The 15,507-nt window shown below is 61.7% G+C and carries 21 protein-coding genes and 2 pseudogenes; 14 read left to right on the top strand and 9 right to left on the bottom strand.

Features of this window, described 5'->3' with window-relative positions; all coding sequences use genetic code 11:
- The first annotated feature begins 111 nt into the window (after positions 1 to 111).
- The 4 genes and pseudogenes from QEO92_RS03720 (at position 112) to pip (ending at position 2,261) form a co-directional block, all read left to right on the top strand.
- On the top strand, positions 112 to 528 hold the full coding sequence (locus QEO92_RS03720) for a MerR family transcriptional regulator (protein WP_037157722.1): 417 nt from the start codon (positions 112 to 114) through the stop codon (positions 526 to 528).
- Positions 529 to 559: 31 nt separating this feature from the next.
- Positions 560 to 911, top strand: a pseudogene (locus QEO92_RS03715) (type II toxin-antitoxin system RelE/ParE family toxin).
- Position 912: 1 nt separating this feature from the next.
- Positions 913 to 1,230 (top strand): helix-turn-helix domain-containing protein, encoded by a 318-nt coding sequence (locus QEO92_RS03710; protein WP_227702207.1) that lies wholly within the window; start codon positions 913 to 915, stop codon positions 1,228 to 1,230.
- Positions 1,231 to 1,298: 68 nt separating this feature from the next.
- Positions 1,299 to 2,261: a prolyl aminopeptidase gene (gene pip, locus QEO92_RS03705; protein ID WP_227702206.1), complete on the top strand. Its 963-nt coding sequence runs from the start codon at positions 1,299 to 1,301 to the stop codon at positions 2,259 to 2,261.
- On the opposite strand, the gene QEO92_RS03700 is transcribed toward pip, so the two are convergent.
- Positions 2,252 to 3,166 (bottom strand): LysR family transcriptional regulator, encoded by a 915-nt coding sequence (locus QEO92_RS03700; RefSeq protein ID WP_227702205.1) that lies wholly within the window; start codon positions 3,164 to 3,166, stop codon positions 2,252 to 2,254. The two genes, pip and QEO92_RS03700, sit on opposite strands and share 10 nt — an antisense overlap.
- A gap of 98 nt (positions 3,167 to 3,264) precedes the next feature.
- Here QEO92_RS03700 and QEO92_RS03695 point away from each other — a divergent pair, with 98 nt between their 5' ends.
- The 3 genes from QEO92_RS03695 (at position 3,265) to QEO92_RS03685 (ending at position 4,893) form a co-directional block, all read left to right on the top strand.
- Positions 3,265 to 3,759, top strand: coding sequence for a DUF6152 family protein (locus QEO92_RS03695; protein ID WP_227702204.1), 495 nt, complete (start codon positions 3,265 to 3,267; stop codon positions 3,757 to 3,759).
- Positions 3,760 to 3,763: 4 nt separating this feature from the next.
- Complete coding sequence (locus tag QEO92_RS03690) at positions 3,764 to 4,207, top strand: hypothetical protein (protein ID WP_037157728.1); 444 nt, start codon at positions 3,764 to 3,766, stop codon at positions 4,205 to 4,207.
- Positions 4,208 to 4,404: 197 nt separating this feature from the next.
- Positions 4,405 to 4,893: a GNAT family N-acetyltransferase gene (locus QEO92_RS03685; protein ID WP_407720806.1), complete on the top strand. Its 489-nt coding sequence runs from the start codon at positions 4,405 to 4,407 to the stop codon at positions 4,891 to 4,893.
- Positions 4,894 to 5,141: 248 nt separating this feature from the next.
- Here the strand turns inward: QEO92_RS03685 and QEO92_RS03680 are convergent, their stop codons facing one another.
- The 4 genes from QEO92_RS03680 to QEO92_RS03665 all read right to left on the bottom strand — a co-directional run bounded on the left by QEO92_RS03680 (position 5,142) and on the right by QEO92_RS03665 (position 7,974).
- Positions 5,142 to 6,056: a cytochrome c gene (locus QEO92_RS03680; protein ID WP_227702203.1), complete on the bottom strand. Its 915-nt coding sequence runs from the start codon at positions 6,054 to 6,056 to the stop codon at positions 5,142 to 5,144.
- 64 nt (positions 6,057 to 6,120) lie between these two features.
- Positions 6,121 to 6,564 carry a c-type cytochrome gene (locus QEO92_RS03675; protein WP_227702202.1) on the bottom strand — a complete coding sequence of 148 codons (444 nt, stop codon included), beginning with the start codon at positions 6,562 to 6,564 and terminating at the stop codon, positions 6,121 to 6,123.
- Between the two features lie 174 nt (positions 6,565 to 6,738).
- Complete coding sequence (locus QEO92_RS03670; protein ID WP_407722039.1) at positions 6,739 to 7,167, bottom strand: c-type cytochrome; 429 nt, start codon at positions 7,165 to 7,167, stop codon at positions 6,739 to 6,741.
- A 174-nt stretch (positions 7,168 to 7,341) separates the two neighbouring features.
- The gene (locus QEO92_RS03665; protein WP_227702200.1) at positions 7,342 to 7,974 is read right to left on the bottom strand and encodes a LysE family translocator; all 633 of its coding nucleotides are present in this window, start codon (positions 7,972 to 7,974) and stop codon (positions 7,342 to 7,344) included.
- Between the two features lie 133 nt (positions 7,975 to 8,107).
- Between QEO92_RS03665 and QEO92_RS03660 the strand changes: the two genes are divergently transcribed.
- Positions 8,108 to 8,806 (top strand): helix-turn-helix transcriptional regulator, encoded by a 699-nt coding sequence (locus QEO92_RS03660; protein WP_227702199.1) that lies wholly within the window; start codon positions 8,108 to 8,110, stop codon positions 8,804 to 8,806.
- Here QEO92_RS03660 and QEO92_RS03655 read toward each other — a convergent pair.
- The 3 genes and pseudogenes from QEO92_RS03655 to QEO92_RS03645 all read right to left on the bottom strand — a co-directional run bounded on the left by QEO92_RS03655 (position 8,803) and on the right by QEO92_RS03645 (position 10,842).
- Positions 8,803 to 9,645, bottom strand: a pseudogene (locus QEO92_RS03655) (metallophosphoesterase). The gene QEO92_RS03660 and the pseudogene QEO92_RS03655 overlap by 4 nt on opposite strands.
- Positions 9,646 to 9,716: 71 nt before the next feature.
- The gene (locus tag QEO92_RS03650) at positions 9,717 to 10,088 is read right to left on the bottom strand and encodes a nuclear transport factor 2 family protein (RefSeq protein ID WP_227702198.1); all 372 of its coding nucleotides are present in this window, start codon (positions 10,086 to 10,088) and stop codon (positions 9,717 to 9,719) included.
- 151 nt (positions 10,089 to 10,239) lie between these two features.
- Positions 10,240 to 10,842, bottom strand: coding sequence for a superoxide dismutase (locus QEO92_RS03645; protein ID WP_227702197.1), 603 nt, complete (start codon positions 10,840 to 10,842; stop codon positions 10,240 to 10,242).
- Between the two features lie 172 nt (positions 10,843 to 11,014).
- Between QEO92_RS03645 and QEO92_RS03640 the strand changes: the two genes are divergently transcribed.
- The 4 genes from QEO92_RS03640 to QEO92_RS03625 all read left to right on the top strand — a co-directional run bounded on the left by QEO92_RS03640 (position 11,015) and on the right by QEO92_RS03625 (position 12,905).
- Positions 11,015 to 11,338, top strand: coding sequence for a hypothetical protein (locus tag QEO92_RS03640; RefSeq protein WP_037157757.1), 324 nt, complete (start codon positions 11,015 to 11,017; stop codon positions 11,336 to 11,338).
- Between the two features lie 92 nt (positions 11,339 to 11,430).
- A complete protein-coding gene (locus tag QEO92_RS03635) occupies positions 11,431 to 12,174 on the top strand; it encodes a sulfite exporter TauE/SafE family protein (protein ID WP_227705076.1) in 744 nt (247 codons plus the stop codon).
- A 123-nt stretch (positions 12,175 to 12,297) separates the two neighbouring features.
- Positions 12,298 to 12,585: a ribbon-helix-helix domain-containing protein gene (locus tag QEO92_RS03630; RefSeq protein ID WP_037157760.1), complete on the top strand. Its 288-nt coding sequence runs from the start codon at positions 12,298 to 12,300 to the stop codon at positions 12,583 to 12,585.
- Positions 12,582 to 12,905, top strand: coding sequence for a type II toxin-antitoxin system RelE/ParE family toxin (locus QEO92_RS03625; protein ID WP_037157763.1), 324 nt, complete (start codon positions 12,582 to 12,584; stop codon positions 12,903 to 12,905). The genes QEO92_RS03630 and QEO92_RS03625 overlap by 4 nt, the downstream gene beginning before the upstream one ends.
- Positions 12,906 to 12,929: 24 nt before the next feature.
- Here the strand turns inward: QEO92_RS03625 and QEO92_RS03620 are convergent, their stop codons facing one another.
- Positions 12,930 to 13,817: a branched-chain amino acid aminotransferase gene (locus QEO92_RS03620; RefSeq protein ID WP_037157766.1), complete on the bottom strand. Its 888-nt coding sequence runs from the start codon at positions 13,815 to 13,817 to the stop codon at positions 12,930 to 12,932.
- Between the two features lie 186 nt (positions 13,818 to 14,003).
- On the opposite strand from QEO92_RS03620, the gene tam reads away from it, so the two are divergent.
- Both tam and QEO92_RS03610 read left to right on the top strand, forming a co-directional pair.
- Positions 14,004 to 14,774, top strand: a complete 771-nt coding sequence (tam, locus tag QEO92_RS03615; protein WP_227702196.1) for a trans-aconitate 2-methyltransferase — start codon at positions 14,004 to 14,006, stop codon at positions 14,772 to 14,774.
- Positions 14,775 to 14,808: 34 nt separating this feature from the next.
- Positions 14,809 to 15,318 (top strand): P-loop nucleotide/nucleoside kinase family protein, encoded by a 510-nt coding sequence (locus QEO92_RS03610; protein WP_227702195.1) that lies wholly within the window; start codon positions 14,809 to 14,811, stop codon positions 15,316 to 15,318.
- The last annotated feature ends 189 nt before the right edge of the window (positions 15,319 to 15,507 follow it).

The raw sequence follows: 15,507 nt of genomic DNA, 5'->3' as shown, positions 1-15,507 counted from the left end.
TGATCGTGGCTAAAGCACGCGCTCTTCATGTCACCTCTCCGCTTGTCTCCCTGCAGATGGCGACCTAGATAATTGCTATAGTCACTAGAGCTTCAAGAGGAATTTTGCGACATGCTGTCGATCGGCGATCTTTCGAAACGCACCGGCGTCAAGGTGCCGACCATCCGCTATTACGAGCAGATGGGCCTCATCGCGGCAGCCGAGCGCTCCGAAGGCAACCAGAGGCGCTACGAAAGAAGCGATCTCGAGCGGCTGGCCTTCATCCGCCACGCACGCGACCTCGGCCTCGACATCCCGGCGATCCGCGAGTTGATCGCGCTCAGCCAGCATCCCAGCGAGCCATGCGCCAATGCCGACCGGATCGCCGCCGACCATCTCGCCGCCGTACGCCAAAAGATCGAGAGGCTGAAGAAGCTGGAACATGAACTCGAACGCATCGTCTCCCAGTGCGACGGCGGCCATTCGATCGAGGACTGCTACGTGATCCGGTCACTCTCCGATCACGGGCTGTGCGAGAGCGAGCATTGATATTTCTAACCCAATGGGCTAGTCTTTGCACATGAAAGCGCTACAAACTGTCGCGGAACTACCCACTTTCGCGAATCAAAGCGGCAGCTGTTTTCTCCGCCGAGGAGAAGGAAGAGGTTATTTCCTTTCTGGCGGCAAACCCGTTGGCCGGCGACGAGATTCCCGGTACGGGCGGTGTGCGCAAGGTCCGTGTGCCCGCGAAGGGCAAAGGCAAGCGTGGTGGCGCTCGCGTCATCTACTACTGGTACAGTGAGAATGCGCCGCTCTATGCCTTGCTTGTCTATGCCAAGAACAGGAAGACTGATCTGACACCGGGCGAAGCCAAGGCTGTTTCATCGCTGGCCAAGGCCATCAAGGATCACCACAGGGCGAGGATGAAGTAAGATGTCCAAGATGTCGAAAAAGCCGAGTTTTGGTGCTGAGCTGATTCAAGCCATGTCCGAAGCGCTCGCTCATGCCAAAGGCGAGACTGCGAGCGGCACAATCGTCCATCACATCGACGTGGATATGCCTGACCCCAAGCTTATTCGCCAACAGCTTGAACTTACCCAGGACCAAATGGCGCGGGTGCTCGGCATGAGCGTCCATGGTTACCGCAAGTGGGAGCAAGGGCATCGCCGGATGAGCGGGCCGGCCGCCAACCTCCTGCGCGTCATGGAAAAGGAGCCCGAAGCGGTATTGCGGGCACTTTTAGCAGCGTGACGCCTGGCGTCGTACACCTGTCATGCGAAGACAGTAAGGGCCACCTTCCAACACAACCGGTTGCCCAGATGTCCGCCCTCTTCCCTCCCCTTTCCCCTTACGAAACCGGTTTCCTCGAAACCGGTGACGGCAACCGGATCTTCTTTGCGCTTTCGGGCAATCCGGACGGCAGGCCGGTGCTCATCCTGCACGGCGGGCCGGGCTCGGGCCTGTCGGAAAGCGCGAGGCGGCATTTCGATCCGAGGGTCTGGCGCATCATCCAGTTCGACCAGCGTGGCTGCGGCAAAAGCACGCCGAATGCCGGCGATTTCGACAACGCACTTGCCGACAACACGACCCGGCATCTGATCGGCGACATCGAAGGGCTGCGGGAAATGCTCGGCGTCAAACGCTGGCTCGTATTCGGAAATTCCTGGGGCGCGACGCTGGCGCTCGCCTATGCCGAGACTTTTCCCGAGCGGGCGAGCGCCATCATCCTCGCCGGCGTCACCACCACCCGCTGGAGCGAGATCAACTGGCTCTATAACGGGCTTTCGCTTTTCCTGCCGGAGGCATGGGAGAGATTCGTCGCGGCAATCCCCGAGCGGCTGCGCGGCGATCATCCCGTCGCCGCTTATCATACCCTTCTGAACGACCCCGACCCGGCCATCCGGCAGAAGGCGGCCTTCGACTGGCATGCCTGGGAAGCAGGTTCAATCTCCGCCGACAGCCAGGCCGGGCTACCGGAGCGCTGGCGGGACCCGGCCTTCGTGCTCGCCCGCGCAAGGCTCTGCGCCCATTATTTCCATCACCGCGCCTGGCTGGAGGACGGGCAGTTGCTTGCCGATGCACATCGGCTCGCGGAAATCCCGGGCGCGCTGATCCAGGGCCGGCTCGACCTGCAGGGACCACCGGCGACGGCCTATGCGCTTTCCAAGGCATGGCCGGGGAGTGAGCTCACCCTGGTCGACAATGCAGGGCATTCGGCGAGCGATCAGGGCATGGCGGAAGCGATCATGGCCGCCGCGAGACGTTTTGCGGATTACGACTGATCCGCCTGCCCATCCGGCGCAGCGACGTCCTTCAGGATATCCAACGCATCACGTAATGCCGTCGAACGGTTGCGAGGGTCGTAAAGGGCAGCGAGGCTGAGCGTCAGCGAGGCGGGATAGGGTTCGATCCGAAGCCGAACGGTGCCCGCGATGTCGATGCTTCTCGACTGGACCGGTGCCAGGCCGATACCCAGACCGGCAGCCACGAAGGAAAGCTGGCTGTGGAGACGGCCCGCCGTCGCGGCAACCGTTAGCGGGTGTCCTGCAAGCCTGCATTGATCCCTGATCGCGGCGTAAAGAGAAAGTCCCTGCCCTTCCGGAAAGAGGATCATCGGTTCTCTCGCCAGTTGCACGAAACCTATCTGCCGTTCCGCACTCAAAGGATGATCCTCCGGCAGCACCGCGTCGAACCGGTCTTCGGAGAGGATTTCGACGGAAAGCCGCGGTTGCGTTTCCACCGGCGGATGGCCGAGACCGAGATCGATCCGGCCAGCGGAGATCAGCTCGACCTGTTCATTGGTCGTCGCTTCATGGAGGTCGAAGTCGGCTTCCGGATTGGCCTGCCGCAACCGCCGGATCGCCGCCGGCAGGATGTGGTAGAGCGCGGCCGAGACAAAGGCGATCCGAAGCCGGTTGCCGGCTTTGCGGGCGGCCTGTCTGGCAAACTGCCGGGCGCGCTCCTCCGCGTTCACGATCGCGAATGCTTCCTCCCGAAAGGCCAGTCCGGCAGCCGTCAGAACGACGCGCCGGCTGGTGCGCTCGAACAGCCTGACGTCGAGTTCGTCCTCCAGGCGGGCGATGGCGCGGCTGAAATGCGGTTGCGCCATCCCGATCGCCCTCGATGCCCTGCCGAAATGCAGCGTCTCCGCCAGCGCGAGAAAATATCGGATCTGGTTGAAATCCATCGATGTCAATTCTGGTATCGGATGAGACCAGTCCGCATCATTGATGCATCGGTCTCCCATCGTCTACCTCTTCGGCATCACAATGAAAGGAGGCAGCGATGAAAATAAGGATTCTGGCAATGCTGTTTGGTGCGGCACTTTCCGGCGCTCTGCCGGTCGAGGCCCATCACGGATGGGGCTATTACGATACTGCCCGGCCTATCTATCTTTCCGGACGCGTCACTTCCGTCTCGTGGCGCAATCCGCATCCGGAGATCACAGTCGAGAACGAGACCGGCGCGCTTCCATCGACCTGGGACGCTCTTCCCGTGCCGGAGGAACTTGCGGAACTCGGCTTCGAGGCGACGCTTCGGCGCGTCCAGCCTGCCGCCCCGGCGGAGCGATGGACGCTCGATCTCGCACCGATCAACCGGCTGGAAGCCTGGGGCATGCCGCGCGAGCCAAAGGCGGGCGACGTCATCACTGCCATCGCCTTCCCCTCCTGCAGCGAGGAGGGCGTTGCGCGGCCCGCCCTGATCGTCCTCGACGGGGTCGGGGTCCGGCAGCAGTCGGTCGCGCTGCCCGCCGGCTGCAGCGGCGATCCGCGAGGGTGATGCAATGCTCGCCGCGCTCGAAAATCTGGATCTCGTGATCGCATTGCGCCGCTCCGTCTGGGCCTATCCGATCATAAGCTGGCTGCATATCCTCGGCATCGGCCTTCTGTTCGGCTCGATCGCCGTCGTTGATCTGCACCTTCTCGGGCTGATGAGGAAACTGGACGGGAGCGCCGTCCGGCGGTCGCTGGTGCCGGTCGCGATTGCCGGCTTCTGTCTTGCGGCGGCGACGGGCGTCCTGCTCTTTGCGCCGGCGGCGCGGGAATATCTTGCCAGCCCGTTCTTCCGGCTGAAGCTTCTGCTTCTTCTCCTTGCCGGAGGCAATGCCGTTCTGCTGCGCATGATCGACCACCGGAGCCTGCGCGCGGCTGCACCTCTCTGCGGCCTGGCATCGCTCGCCCTTTGGGTCTCCATCATCTTCGCAGGGCGGATGCTCGCCTTCGGATGATTGCGCTTGACAAGCCGCGCGAACGGGCGCATTTGAGCGCCATGATCAAGACGCGCACACACATCGCCTGCTCGTACTTTTGGGCCTACCTGTAAGGGGCGGCCGACAGATCATCATGTCAACAAGCCGCCGTCAGGCGGCTTTGTTGTTTCAGACGGCACCTGACGGCTACACAAGACCGAAAAAGGATGCCGGAAATGACCGAAGATACCGAAATCTCACTGCCACGGCCGCCCGTCGTGACGATCCGCAACGCTAAGTCGCGCGACCTGCCCGAGCTCAACGAGATGATCGCCTTGCTCGCGGCTCATCACAACGATCCCGCCGCCATCACGCCCGAGAAGCTCGAACGCGACCTTTTCGGCCCGATGCCGTGGATCACGGCGCTGGTCGCCGATACCGGTTCGGAACTGATCGGTTACGCCATCCTCGTGCCGCTCTACCGGGCGCAGGAAGGCGTACGCGGCATGGACCTGCACCATCTCTTCGTGCGCGACGGCCATCGCGGCCATGGGATCGGCCATCATCTCGTCTCGCGTGCCCGTGAGATCGCCAAGAATGCAGGATGCGACTATCTTTCGGTCAGCGCCGCAACCGGCAATGTCGCCGCCCACCGCTTCTACGAGCAGATGGATTTCAAGCCGCGCCCGGTCACCGGCATGCGCTATATGCAGGCGCTGGCGTAAGGCAAACCGGCCAGGGCCTATCCGGCGGCCTTGGTTTGTTGTTCAGATAGCGATGGAATTTACCCCCTCACCTGAAAAATCTAGCACTTAGCCTTCGGCTAAGATGCTGATTTTTCTTCCTCTCCCACCAAGGGAGAGGTAGGCGGCGGCAGCGCGGCATTTCTATCTCTCCCCTGGTGGGAGAGAAAGCGATTTCAACATTTAGCGAAGCTAAGTGTTGGAAATCGCAAGTGAGGGGGTCCGTGACCTCACCGCGACGGCACCGCCTTCAGATAGGCTGCGATCGCTTCCAAATCGCTCTTCGGCAGATGCGCCAAGTTCTGCTGTACCTCGACCATCGATCCGCCGACGGAATCATATTCCGGCGTGAAGCCGGTTTCGAGATAGCTGGCGATGTCGCCCTCGCTCCACGAACCGATATCCCGAGACCCCGGCGTGATATTGGGGATAGTGCCCCGTCCTTCCGGGTTGGGGCCGCCGGCCAGCCAGCGGTCCGGCTCGAAGCCACCGAGCGAATTGCGCGGCGTGTGGCATTCGCCGCAATGGCCGGGACCTTCCGCCAGGAACTGGCCGCGCCGGACCTTTTCATCGGCCGAGGCGAGTTCGACACGCGGCTGATCGTTGAAATAGAGGAATTTCCAGCCGCCCACTGCCAGCCGGATATTGTAGGGGAACTGCAATTCGTGCGGCGGCGCGACATTGCTGCTTGCCGGCAGCGTCTTCAGGTAGCCGAAGAGATCATTGATGTCCTTGGCCGAAAGCCTGGCATAGGAGCCGTAGGGGAAGGACGGATAAAGATGCTCGCCATCCCGCCCGACGCCCCGGGTCATCGCGTTGCCGAACTCGGCGAGCGTCCAGTCGCCGATACCGGCGCTCGGGTCTGGCGAGATGTTCGGAATATGGAAGGTGCCGAAGGGGCTCGGCAATGCACGGCCGCCGGCGAGCACTTTCAGCGCATCGCCGGTAGAGTTCTGGGCCGCGTGGCAGCTCGCGCAGCCGCCCGCCCAGAAGAGCTGCTCGCCGTTGACAATATCCGGTTCGCCGAGATCGGCCCAGTAGGTATCGGGATGCGGATCAGGCTTCGTCAGCGCCCAGGCTACCCCGACGCCGACAGCGACGATGACCACGCCGGCACCTAGGACTTTCGTCCACCGAGACGCCATGCTCTTCTCCTTCATCATTTCATGCAAAACCGGCGGCAGGCGAGCCGCCGGCTTCGGTTATCCGTCAATTGCTGGGAGCCCGGTAGGCCTTATGGCACTCGGAACAGATCGGTCCCAACTTTCCTAGTGCCGCTGCCACGCCAGCCTTGTCAGCCGGCAGGGTGGCAAGCAGGGCGCTGGCCTCAGAACCGAGCCTGGCTGCCAGGGCGCGAAAATCGTCAGGTTTTTGCCAGACTGCCGGCAAAGCTTTGGTATCGCCGGTGTCCGAACCCGGCGGGAACTGATCCGGAAAGGCTTTGATATTGGTGCTGATCGTCGTCAGCGCCGTCTTGACCACCGCCTCGTCATAGGGCTTCTCACCCTTGGCAATTGCCCCCAGCGCGCCGGCCGCCTGCCCATTCTGCTTCATCAGGCTCTGTCTGGCAGCGATCGGTTCCTGCTGCGCGAACGCTGCGGACAGACAGAGACAGGCGGCACCTGCCGCGATGACGTAAGACCTCAACCGCATATGCACATTCCTCCCATAAATCCGGCCTCCCATAAAGCGGGACGAGCTGCCCGTTGACGACGGCTCACGATGCGACGCGCATTTGGCCGGAGGAAGTAACAAGGCAGTGATAGTTTCCACATGAAGCAGCGGCGCGGTGGGTGAGGCGGCTGTTCGGCCGCCCTGCATTGCAGGTCAGCGCTTCAGACGATAGGTCTGGTGGCAGTCGCCGCAGGTTCCGCCGAGCGTCTTCATCGCAATGCCGACACCTGCCTGATCGGCCGGGACAGCCGCAAGCAGGTTCTCCGCGTCGGCTGCCAGCTTTTGCGCCTTGGCATGAAAATCGCTCGTGTTCTGCCAGATGGCCGGAGCAGCCTCCGTCTCCGCGCCCGTCTCGGTGCCGGCGGGGAACTGGTTGGGGAAAGCCTTCATCGTGGTGCTGATGGTCGTCAGCGCGGCTGTCACAGCCTGGGCGTCATAAGGCTTCTCGCCCTTTGCAATGCCCCCGAGGGTGCCGAGAGCCCCGCCGACGGCTTTCATCTGGCTCTGGCGAAGGACCTGCGGCTCTTCCTGCGCAAAGGCAGCGGACAGACAGAGACAGCCGAAACCGGCCGCGATGATCATGGATTTCAGGCGCATGCAAATATTTCTCCTCTTTGGCATCGAATCCGACGGTCATGATGCGCTGCACCATGACCGTCATCGCGATGACAATGAAGTAACAAAACGGTGAGAATATTAACAAAATCAGTCGTATAGCAAAAATGCCGCTCCACCGGACTGGCAACCCTAACGGCGTTACGCCTTCACCCCTTCCCAGAGCGTGAGAAGGCATACCAGCACCAGCAGAAGGCCGGCAATCCGCCCGACCCAGACGGTCGCCTTGCCGTTGCCGACCAGCATTTCCCGCGCCCGGCCGGCCGCCACCGCCAGCCCGCCGTAGACCGCGAACTGTGTTCCGGCGGTCATCGCCGCCATGATTGCCGCCTGAGGCGCAAGCGGCCCGAAATCCGGCCGCAGGAACTGCGGATAGACGGCGAGCATGAAGAGATAGGCTTTCGGATTGATGAGGCAGGTGACGGCGCCGCGCCGGAACGCCTCCCAGTTGGAGCGTGTATCGGCGGGGCCGACGTGATCGACAATGATCGAACTTCTGAGCAGGCCGAGACCGATCCAGGCCATGTAGAGTGCGCCGAGGATGAGCAGCGGCTTGAACAGAACGGGCATCAGGCTCGCCAGCAGACCGACGCCGAGCGCGCCGTACAGGGAATGCACGAGCCCTCCGGCCATGATGCCCGAGGTCGCCGCGAGACCTGCCATGCGGCCGCGGGTCAACGCGTTGGCGAGCACAAAGATCATGTCCATGCCCGGCACCACGATAATACCGAAGAGGAGCGTGAAATAGAGCCAGAGGTTTTCGGCGTATGTCATGTCAGTTTCTCTTGCCACATCGGAGGCTTCCAGAAACACGAAGCCTTGTTTTTCAATCGGATATGCGGTCCTATAGACCAGCCCAACTGACAGCGTATTGTCAGTTGGGATTGGCTGAGCGATGGGGAAAAGCATGCGCAAGGCTTCGCGCCTGTTCGAGATCATCCAGATCCTGCGGCTTGCGAAAAAGCCGGTGACGGCTGCCGAGATCGGCGCGCAGCTCGAAGTGACCGTGCGCTCCATCTACCGGGATATCGCTGCATTGCAGGCCATGCGGGTGCCGATCGAGGGCGGTCGCGGCATCGGCTATATCCTGCGCCCCGGCTTCACGCTGCCGCCGCTGATGCTCTCGATCGAAGAGACGGAGGCGATCGTGCTGGCACTGGCGCTTCTCGAACGCACCGGCGACACAGAACTCAAGCAGGCGGCCAGACAAGTGAACCGCAAGATCGCCGCGGTCGTGCCGCCGCCGCTTGCCGATATCTTCTCCGCCAATGCGCTGCATGCCTGGGGCGCGCCGGCGCCGGCGCCGGAAGCGGTCGATCTGGCCATGGTGCGCCGGGCGATCCGCGACGAGCAGAAGCTGGCGCTCGACTATCGCGACGAATATGCCCGCGCCACGGAGCGGACGATCCGGCCGGTCGCGCTTATCTACTATTCGCAGACGGCCAATATCGTCGCCTGGTGCGAACTCAGGCAGGCGATCCGCAACTTCCGCACCGACCGGGTGGAGCATTGCGAGCCGGTCGGGGATTTTTTCCGCGGCGAAGGCGACAAGCTGCGCCAACTCTGGGTACAGGGCTGGACGGTGAGTGCCGAAGCGGCTGGTTAAAGCGGCAGTGTCCGGCTTTCCTCGCGACCGTGGCCGATGATCGCGATGCGATCGGGAAAAATCTCGACGACGGCAAAGGTGTTTTCCTTCTCCGTGTCGACCATGCCCTTGAAATTCACGTACCAGGTGTTGCCGTTGCGGCCGAGATTGCCCGCATGGTTGTGGCCATTGAGATACGCGACGACATTGCCGGAGCGAGCGAAGAGATCGGTCAGACGCTCATGGCCCCAGAGATTGTGCTCGTTTTCCGGAAATAGCGGATAGTGGCCCATGACGATGACCTGTTCGCCTGCCGATCGGGCCTGCTCCAGCGTCTCCTTAAGCTAGGCGAACTGTTCTTCGCCGATGCCGCCATTCCACTCCCTGGCGTTGATTGCGCCTTGAGCCCGCAAGGTCTCCAATCGCTCCCGAGCCAACGTGCGCCGCGGGTGGCCTTCGGGCGCCGAAAACAGGCTGATCTCATTGCCCTCGATCACGATGAAACGAAAGCCGTCGCGGGAAAAATCGTGCCAGGCGGCGGGCATGCCGAGCCGCGCATGGATATCGGCCAGCCGGTCCGGCGCAACGGCGAAATCGTGGTTGCCCGGCATGAGGAAACTCTCGTGGCGCAGCTCATCATAAGCCGAAAGGACCGGGTCGTAGCTTTCCCAGTTGCGGTCGATGAGATCGCCGAGCGTCACCACGAAGGAGAGGTCTTCGCCGTTCAAGACGCCGATCGCCTCCCTCAGCTTGTCGAGGCTGTTGGCGTAGTAACGGTCCATCTCCAGCCACGGCGGCAGGTCGGCATATTGCGGATCGGCAATCACGCCGAAACGGAGAAGCGGTGTTTCGTGAGGCATGGAGAGGGGGGTATTTTGCGGTTGTGACAGGCGTGTGACGGACCGGGATGTCGGTCGCAGATGGCCATCGTTCAAGCAATCACCGTTCCCTGATGGAACAGTATTTTCCAACCCCCCGACGTGTTTCTCCAAAGCGTCGTACGCCAGGTGCGACGGTCCGGCTCCTCCAATATGTAGGACAGTTGGTATATTCCGTCCGCAAGGCGGCTGATCGCAAAATCACGGCAGGGCCAATCGTGAGGCTCCGGATCGCGGTATCGCTTGATGAGATTGTCGATTACGAACGCCCGCGTATAGACCCGGCCGCTCGCTCCAATCTCCCAGAACGCCTCGTCCGTCATGGCTTCCAGCGCTTCTCGGCTGGTGCCGAATTCGCGCCTGTGAAAAATCGGCTCCCGGGGGACAAGTTGCGCCAGCACGGCCGCGATAGAAGGTTCAACCATTTTGTCCCTCGCTTTCACATTCGCTAGAGGAACACATATTACGTTGATGCCTGCACGACAGGAAATCAACGTCACGGGATCATGGCCTCAAAACAAAAACACCCGACACCTTGCAGTGCCGGGTGCTGTGAAGATCAGCGATGGCCGCCGTTTACTTCGTCGCGGCTTCGTAGCGTTCGAGCACGTAATCCCAGTTGATCAGGCTGTCGACGAAGGCTTCGAGATATTTCGGACGGGCATTGCGGTAGTCGATGTAGTAGGAATGCTCCCAGACATCGACGCCGAGGATCGGGTCGGCGCCGTGCACGAGCGGGTTTTCACCGTTCGGGGTCTTGGAGATGACGAGCTTGCCGTCTTTCACCGAAACCCAGGCCCAGCCGGAACCGAACTGGGTCGTGCCGGCGGCGATCAAATCCGCCTTGAACTTGTCGTAGCCGCCGAGATCGCTGTCGATCGCAGCCTGCAGCTTGCCCGGCAGCGAGGTGCCGCCGCCGCCCTTCTTCATCCACTTCCAGAAATGGATGTGGTTGTAGTGCTGGGCGGCATTGTTGAAGAGGGTCTGATGGGTGCCGAAGGACTTCTTCACGACTTCCTCGACCGACAGGTCACCCATGCCGGCTTCGGCGGCGAGCTTGTTGCCCGTGTCGACATAGGCCTTGTGGTGCTTGTCGTGATGGAATTCCAGCGTTTCCTTCGACATGTAGGGCGAAAGTGCTTCGTAATCATAGGGGAGTTCAGGAAGTTCGAAGGCCATTGTCTTACTCCTTTTCAGCAAACACCTTGAACAAGGGTCGAGGCGGAACATAGGAGCGGAGCGGCCAAGAGGCAACGGTGATCTTGCCAAAAATCAAGCCCGCAGGGACAAGACCTTACCGAATTTTCGGCATACAAGAAACGGGCCGATTCATCCCTATGGAGCCTTTTTCATGAAGACCCGATCCGCCCTCGCCGCCATCCTGATCTCGGTCGGCGCTCCTGCCGTCCATGCCTCGTCCGACGACGCCTGGTCCGAATTCCGGACGGAGGTGGATAAGGCCTGCGTTTCGGCGGCAAAGGGTCTCATCGAGAAGGGCGAGGCGCTGGTCGACCCTTTCGGCAGCGAGAGTTACGGGCTTGCCGTCGTTTCCGGCAAGGCGGTCGGCGCGAAGGTGACGATCAGCGCTATCTGCGTCTTCGACAAGAAGACGAAAAAGGCCGAGATCGGCGGCGAGATCTCAGGCGACAGACTGATGGTGAAGACAGGAAAATAGAAGCCCGAACGCCTGAGGCGACTTCCGTTCCGGAACTTTTGGAAGAATGGGGAATTACAATCGGGCTGGAGGCAAGCCAGTTCGAGGAGCCGATGTTCGATTTCCTGCCATCCGACTTCCTCGTCTTCGTCGTCATCGGTTTCCTGGCCCAGATCATTGACGGAGCGCTCGGCATGGCCTTCGGCGTGCTGACGACGACCAGTCTGTTGACGATCGGCGTCGCCCCTTCGATGGCCAGCGCCATGACGCATGTCGCCGAATGCTTCACGACCGCGGCCTCGGGACTTTCGCATCTCTACCACCGCAATGTCGACTGGCGGCTCGTCCTCAGGCTGGCGCCCGCCGGCATGATCGGCGGAGCAATCGGCGCCTATGTGCTCGCCAATATCGACGGCAAGGCGATCGAACCCTTCGTCTCGGTCTATCTGATCGCCATCGGTTTCTTCATCCTCTACAAGGCCTTCCGCCCGCGATTCCCGCGCGACGTGCACGACTGGATCGTGCCCTATATCGGCGGCGCAGGCGGGCTCCTGGACGCCATGGGTGGCGGCGGCTGGGGACCGATCGTAACGAGCAGCCTGCTCGGCCGCGGCCACGACCCGAAAAAGGTGATCGGCTCCACCAACCTCACCGAATTCGCCGTCACCACGGCGATTTCGGCGACCTTCATCCTGGCGCTCGGCTGGGGCGAGCTTGCGCCGGCCCTGGGTTTGGTCGCCGGCGGCATCCTGGCTGCCCCGATCGGCGCGATGGTCGTCCGCAGATTACCCGTCAGGCCCCTGATGATCGCCGTCTCGATGATCATCATCGGCACCGCCGCGGTGCGGTTTGTTTGAGGGAGGAGGATCGCGGCGACATTGCCCCGTCTTGAACGAGTACCGCCGGTCTGATCCGACCAAACCGTAAATGGCGGACGTCCTATGGATGTGCTAGGCTTGTCGGCACACAGGAGCCCATTGATGCGCCCGAACCGATCCATCACCGTCTCACTGCCGGAAGACATGGCCGAGCTTGTCGAGAAAAAAGTATCTTCCGGCGAATTCGCCAATGAGAGCGAGGTCGTCGCCGAGGGCCTGCGCTATCTTGCCGATCACGATGCAGAAATCGAGCAGTGGCTGCGTGACGAGGTCGTGCCGACGCTGAGGGCGCATGACGCCGACCCAAGCCGCGCCCGCACGGTGGAAGAGACAAGAAAAGAGCTTGAGGAATACATCCGTACCCGGGATCGAAGATCGATCGGCGCATGACTTATACCGTCATCTTCTCCTTTGAAGCGCGAATGGATCTCGCCGATCTGTTCGACTATCTTGCGGAAAAGGCGGGGGAAGACTTTGCTCAGGCCTATATCCGCAAAATCATCGACCACTGCCACCGCTTCGATATGTTCCCCAGAAGAGGAACATTGCGTGACGATATAGAGCCAGGGCTCCGCCTTGTCGGATACCGCCGGAGAGCAACCATTGCCTTCCGCGTCGAAGAGCACACGGTCACCATTGCCCGCATTCTCTACGGCGGCAAAAGCCTCGGCGGACCGGATGATGCCGAGGAAGACGACGACCTTCTTTAGAACCGCCGACGCCCTCCCAAAACCTCAGGCATCGTCGCCGGTCTTGGAGCGCGCCCAATCCATGTAGATTTCCAGCGCCTTGCGGGCGACCGGGCCTTCCTGGAGCTGGCGCTCTTCGAAACGGTTGATCGGCACGATCTTGGAATAGTTGCCCGACGTGAATATCTCGTCGGCATCCATGAAATCATCCACGGTCAGCGTCATCTCGCGCACGTCGAAGCCCGATTGGCGCAACAGACCGATCACGCGCGAGCGGGTGATGCCGGCGAGGAACGTGCCGTTGGCAACCGGCGTCATCACCACGCCGTCCTTGACCATGAAGATGTTCGACGAGGCGGTCTCGGCGACATTGCCATTCATGTCGCGGGCGAGCGCGTTGTCGAAGCCGCGGTTACGCGCTTCGAGGATCATGCGGCCGCTGTTCGGATAAAGGCTGCCGGTCTTGGCGCCGGTCATCGCCACTTCCGGGTTCGGGCGGCGATAGGGGGAGACGGTGAGCGAGGAAGGCTTCGCGGTGTGCATCGGCGCCTCGAACATGCAGAGCGCGAAGCGGGTGGATTCCGGATCGGCGGCCACGACGCTGAAGGGCATGCCGTGTTCGGCCCAATACATCGGCTTGATGTAGATCGCCGTCCTGCCGTCGAATTTCGCAACGCCTTCCCAGGCGAGCGTCTCGATCTCTTCCGCCTTCATCACCGGGGTCAGGCCCATGTTCTTCGCCGACCGGTTGATGCGCTGGCAATGGAGGTCGAGGTCGGGCGCAATGCCGTCGAACCAGCGGGCGCCGTCGAAGACCGTCGAACCGAGCCACATGGCGTGCGAGGTCGGGCCGACGAGCTTCGGATTTCCCTCCAGCCATTCGCCGTCCACGAAAGTCCAGGTGGCGGTGCGGGCGGCTGTATTGACGGGCATTTCGGTCTCCTTGGATATTCCAGATTGCGGCTCTTCAAAATTGCGGTGAGTGAAGGCCCGCCGCCACGCCGAGGTCAAGCGATAATATGAAATGAGTCATCACAAAAATTGATGCTTTTATCCATGGAGGCCGGACCGGAGGAGTGGCATTTTCCACGCGGTGAAATCCAAAGGAGGGTATTCCGAATGGCGTGGTCTGCGGAGCAATATGTGAAATTTGAGGATGAGCGGACCCGCCCGGCCCGCGACCTTATCGCGCAGGTGCCGCTCGCCTTGGCGACGAAAGCCTATGATCTCGGCTGCGGGCCCGGAAATTCCACCGAACTGCTGGTGGAGCGCTTCGGCGCGGCGAACGTCATCGGCCTCGACAGCGACGACAACATGCTCGCTGCAGCGAGAAAGCGCCTGCCCGGCACCGAATTCACAAAAGCCGATCTCAATACCTGGACACCCGACCAGCCGGCCGACCTGCTCTATGCCAATGCCGTCTTCCAGTGGGTGCCGGACCATCTCGCGGTTCTTGCCCGCCTGATGGATCATCTGAAACCCGGCGGGACGCTGGCGGTGCAGATGCCGGACAATCTTTCCGAACCCAGCCATTTGCTGATGGAGGAAACGGGAGCTGCCGGCCCCTGGGCGTCTGCTTTCGAAGGCGGCAGGGTGCGGCGTCCGCTTCTTCCCTCGCCCGCTGCCTATTTCGACGCGCTGATGCCGAAATCCGCCCGCGTGGACGTCTGGCACACGGTCTACTACCACCCGCTCGCCAATGCGCCGGCGATCGTCGAATGGGTCAAGGCCACGGGATTGAGGCCGTATCTCGACGCGGCGGGACCGGAAAATGCCGAAGCCTTCATTGCCGATTATACGGCCCGCATCGCCAAGGCCTATCCGCCGATGGCCGACGGGCGGGTGCTCCTGCGCTTTCCGCGCTTCTTCGTCATCGCAGTGAAGGCCTGAGAACTGCTCCGGCGTCAAAAAGGGGACATGTCACATGCTGGTTATTCTGGGCGGACTGCCGGGGGTGGGGAAAACGACGCTCGCACGCGCGCTTGCACGGCGGATTGGCGCAGTGCATGTCCGGGTCGATACGATCGAGCAGAATATTCGGGCTTCCGGAGGCCCGAATTCCGAGGTTGGTCCGGCAGGTTACATGGTGGCCTACGGGATTGCCGAGGACAATCTCACCCTCGGCCAGACGGTCGTCGCGGATTCCGTCAATGGCCTGCAGATCACCCGGGATGCCTGGCTTGCAGTTGCGGAGCGATCGGGCATGCCGACCGTCGAGATCGAGGTAACCTGCTCGGACAGGATGGAGCATCGCCGCCGCGCAGAAACCCGTGCGACTGACGTTCCGGGGCTGATCAAACCCACATGGCAGCAGATCACCGACAGGACCTATGAAGATTGGGGTGAACGTCCTCTCGTGATCGATACCGCGACAGGGAGCGTCGATGAGCTGGTCACCGAGTTGGTCCTGAAGCTCGAACTCGGGCGGAAATAGCTCAGTCGCACCTTTTACGGGTTGGCCGGCGGCGGGGCGACAAGCGGATCTTGCGGTGAAGGCCCTCCAACGCGACTGTCACCCTGTGGCCAGTTGCTGTCATTCATCCAGATGATGCTCAGGACGCAGCCGATCAGGATTCCCAGTACCGCAATAAAAAGCCAACGCATCCGTTTGCATCCCTCCTCG

Origin of the sequence: Neorhizobium petrolearium, from assembly GCF_029854435.1 — a bacterium.
GTDB lineage: Bacteria > Pseudomonadota > Alphaproteobacteria > Rhizobiales > Rhizobiaceae > Neorhizobium > Neorhizobium petrolearium.
The sequence above is the reverse complement of the archived record's forward strand: the minus strand, read 5'-3'. Positions and strand labels throughout refer to the sequence as shown.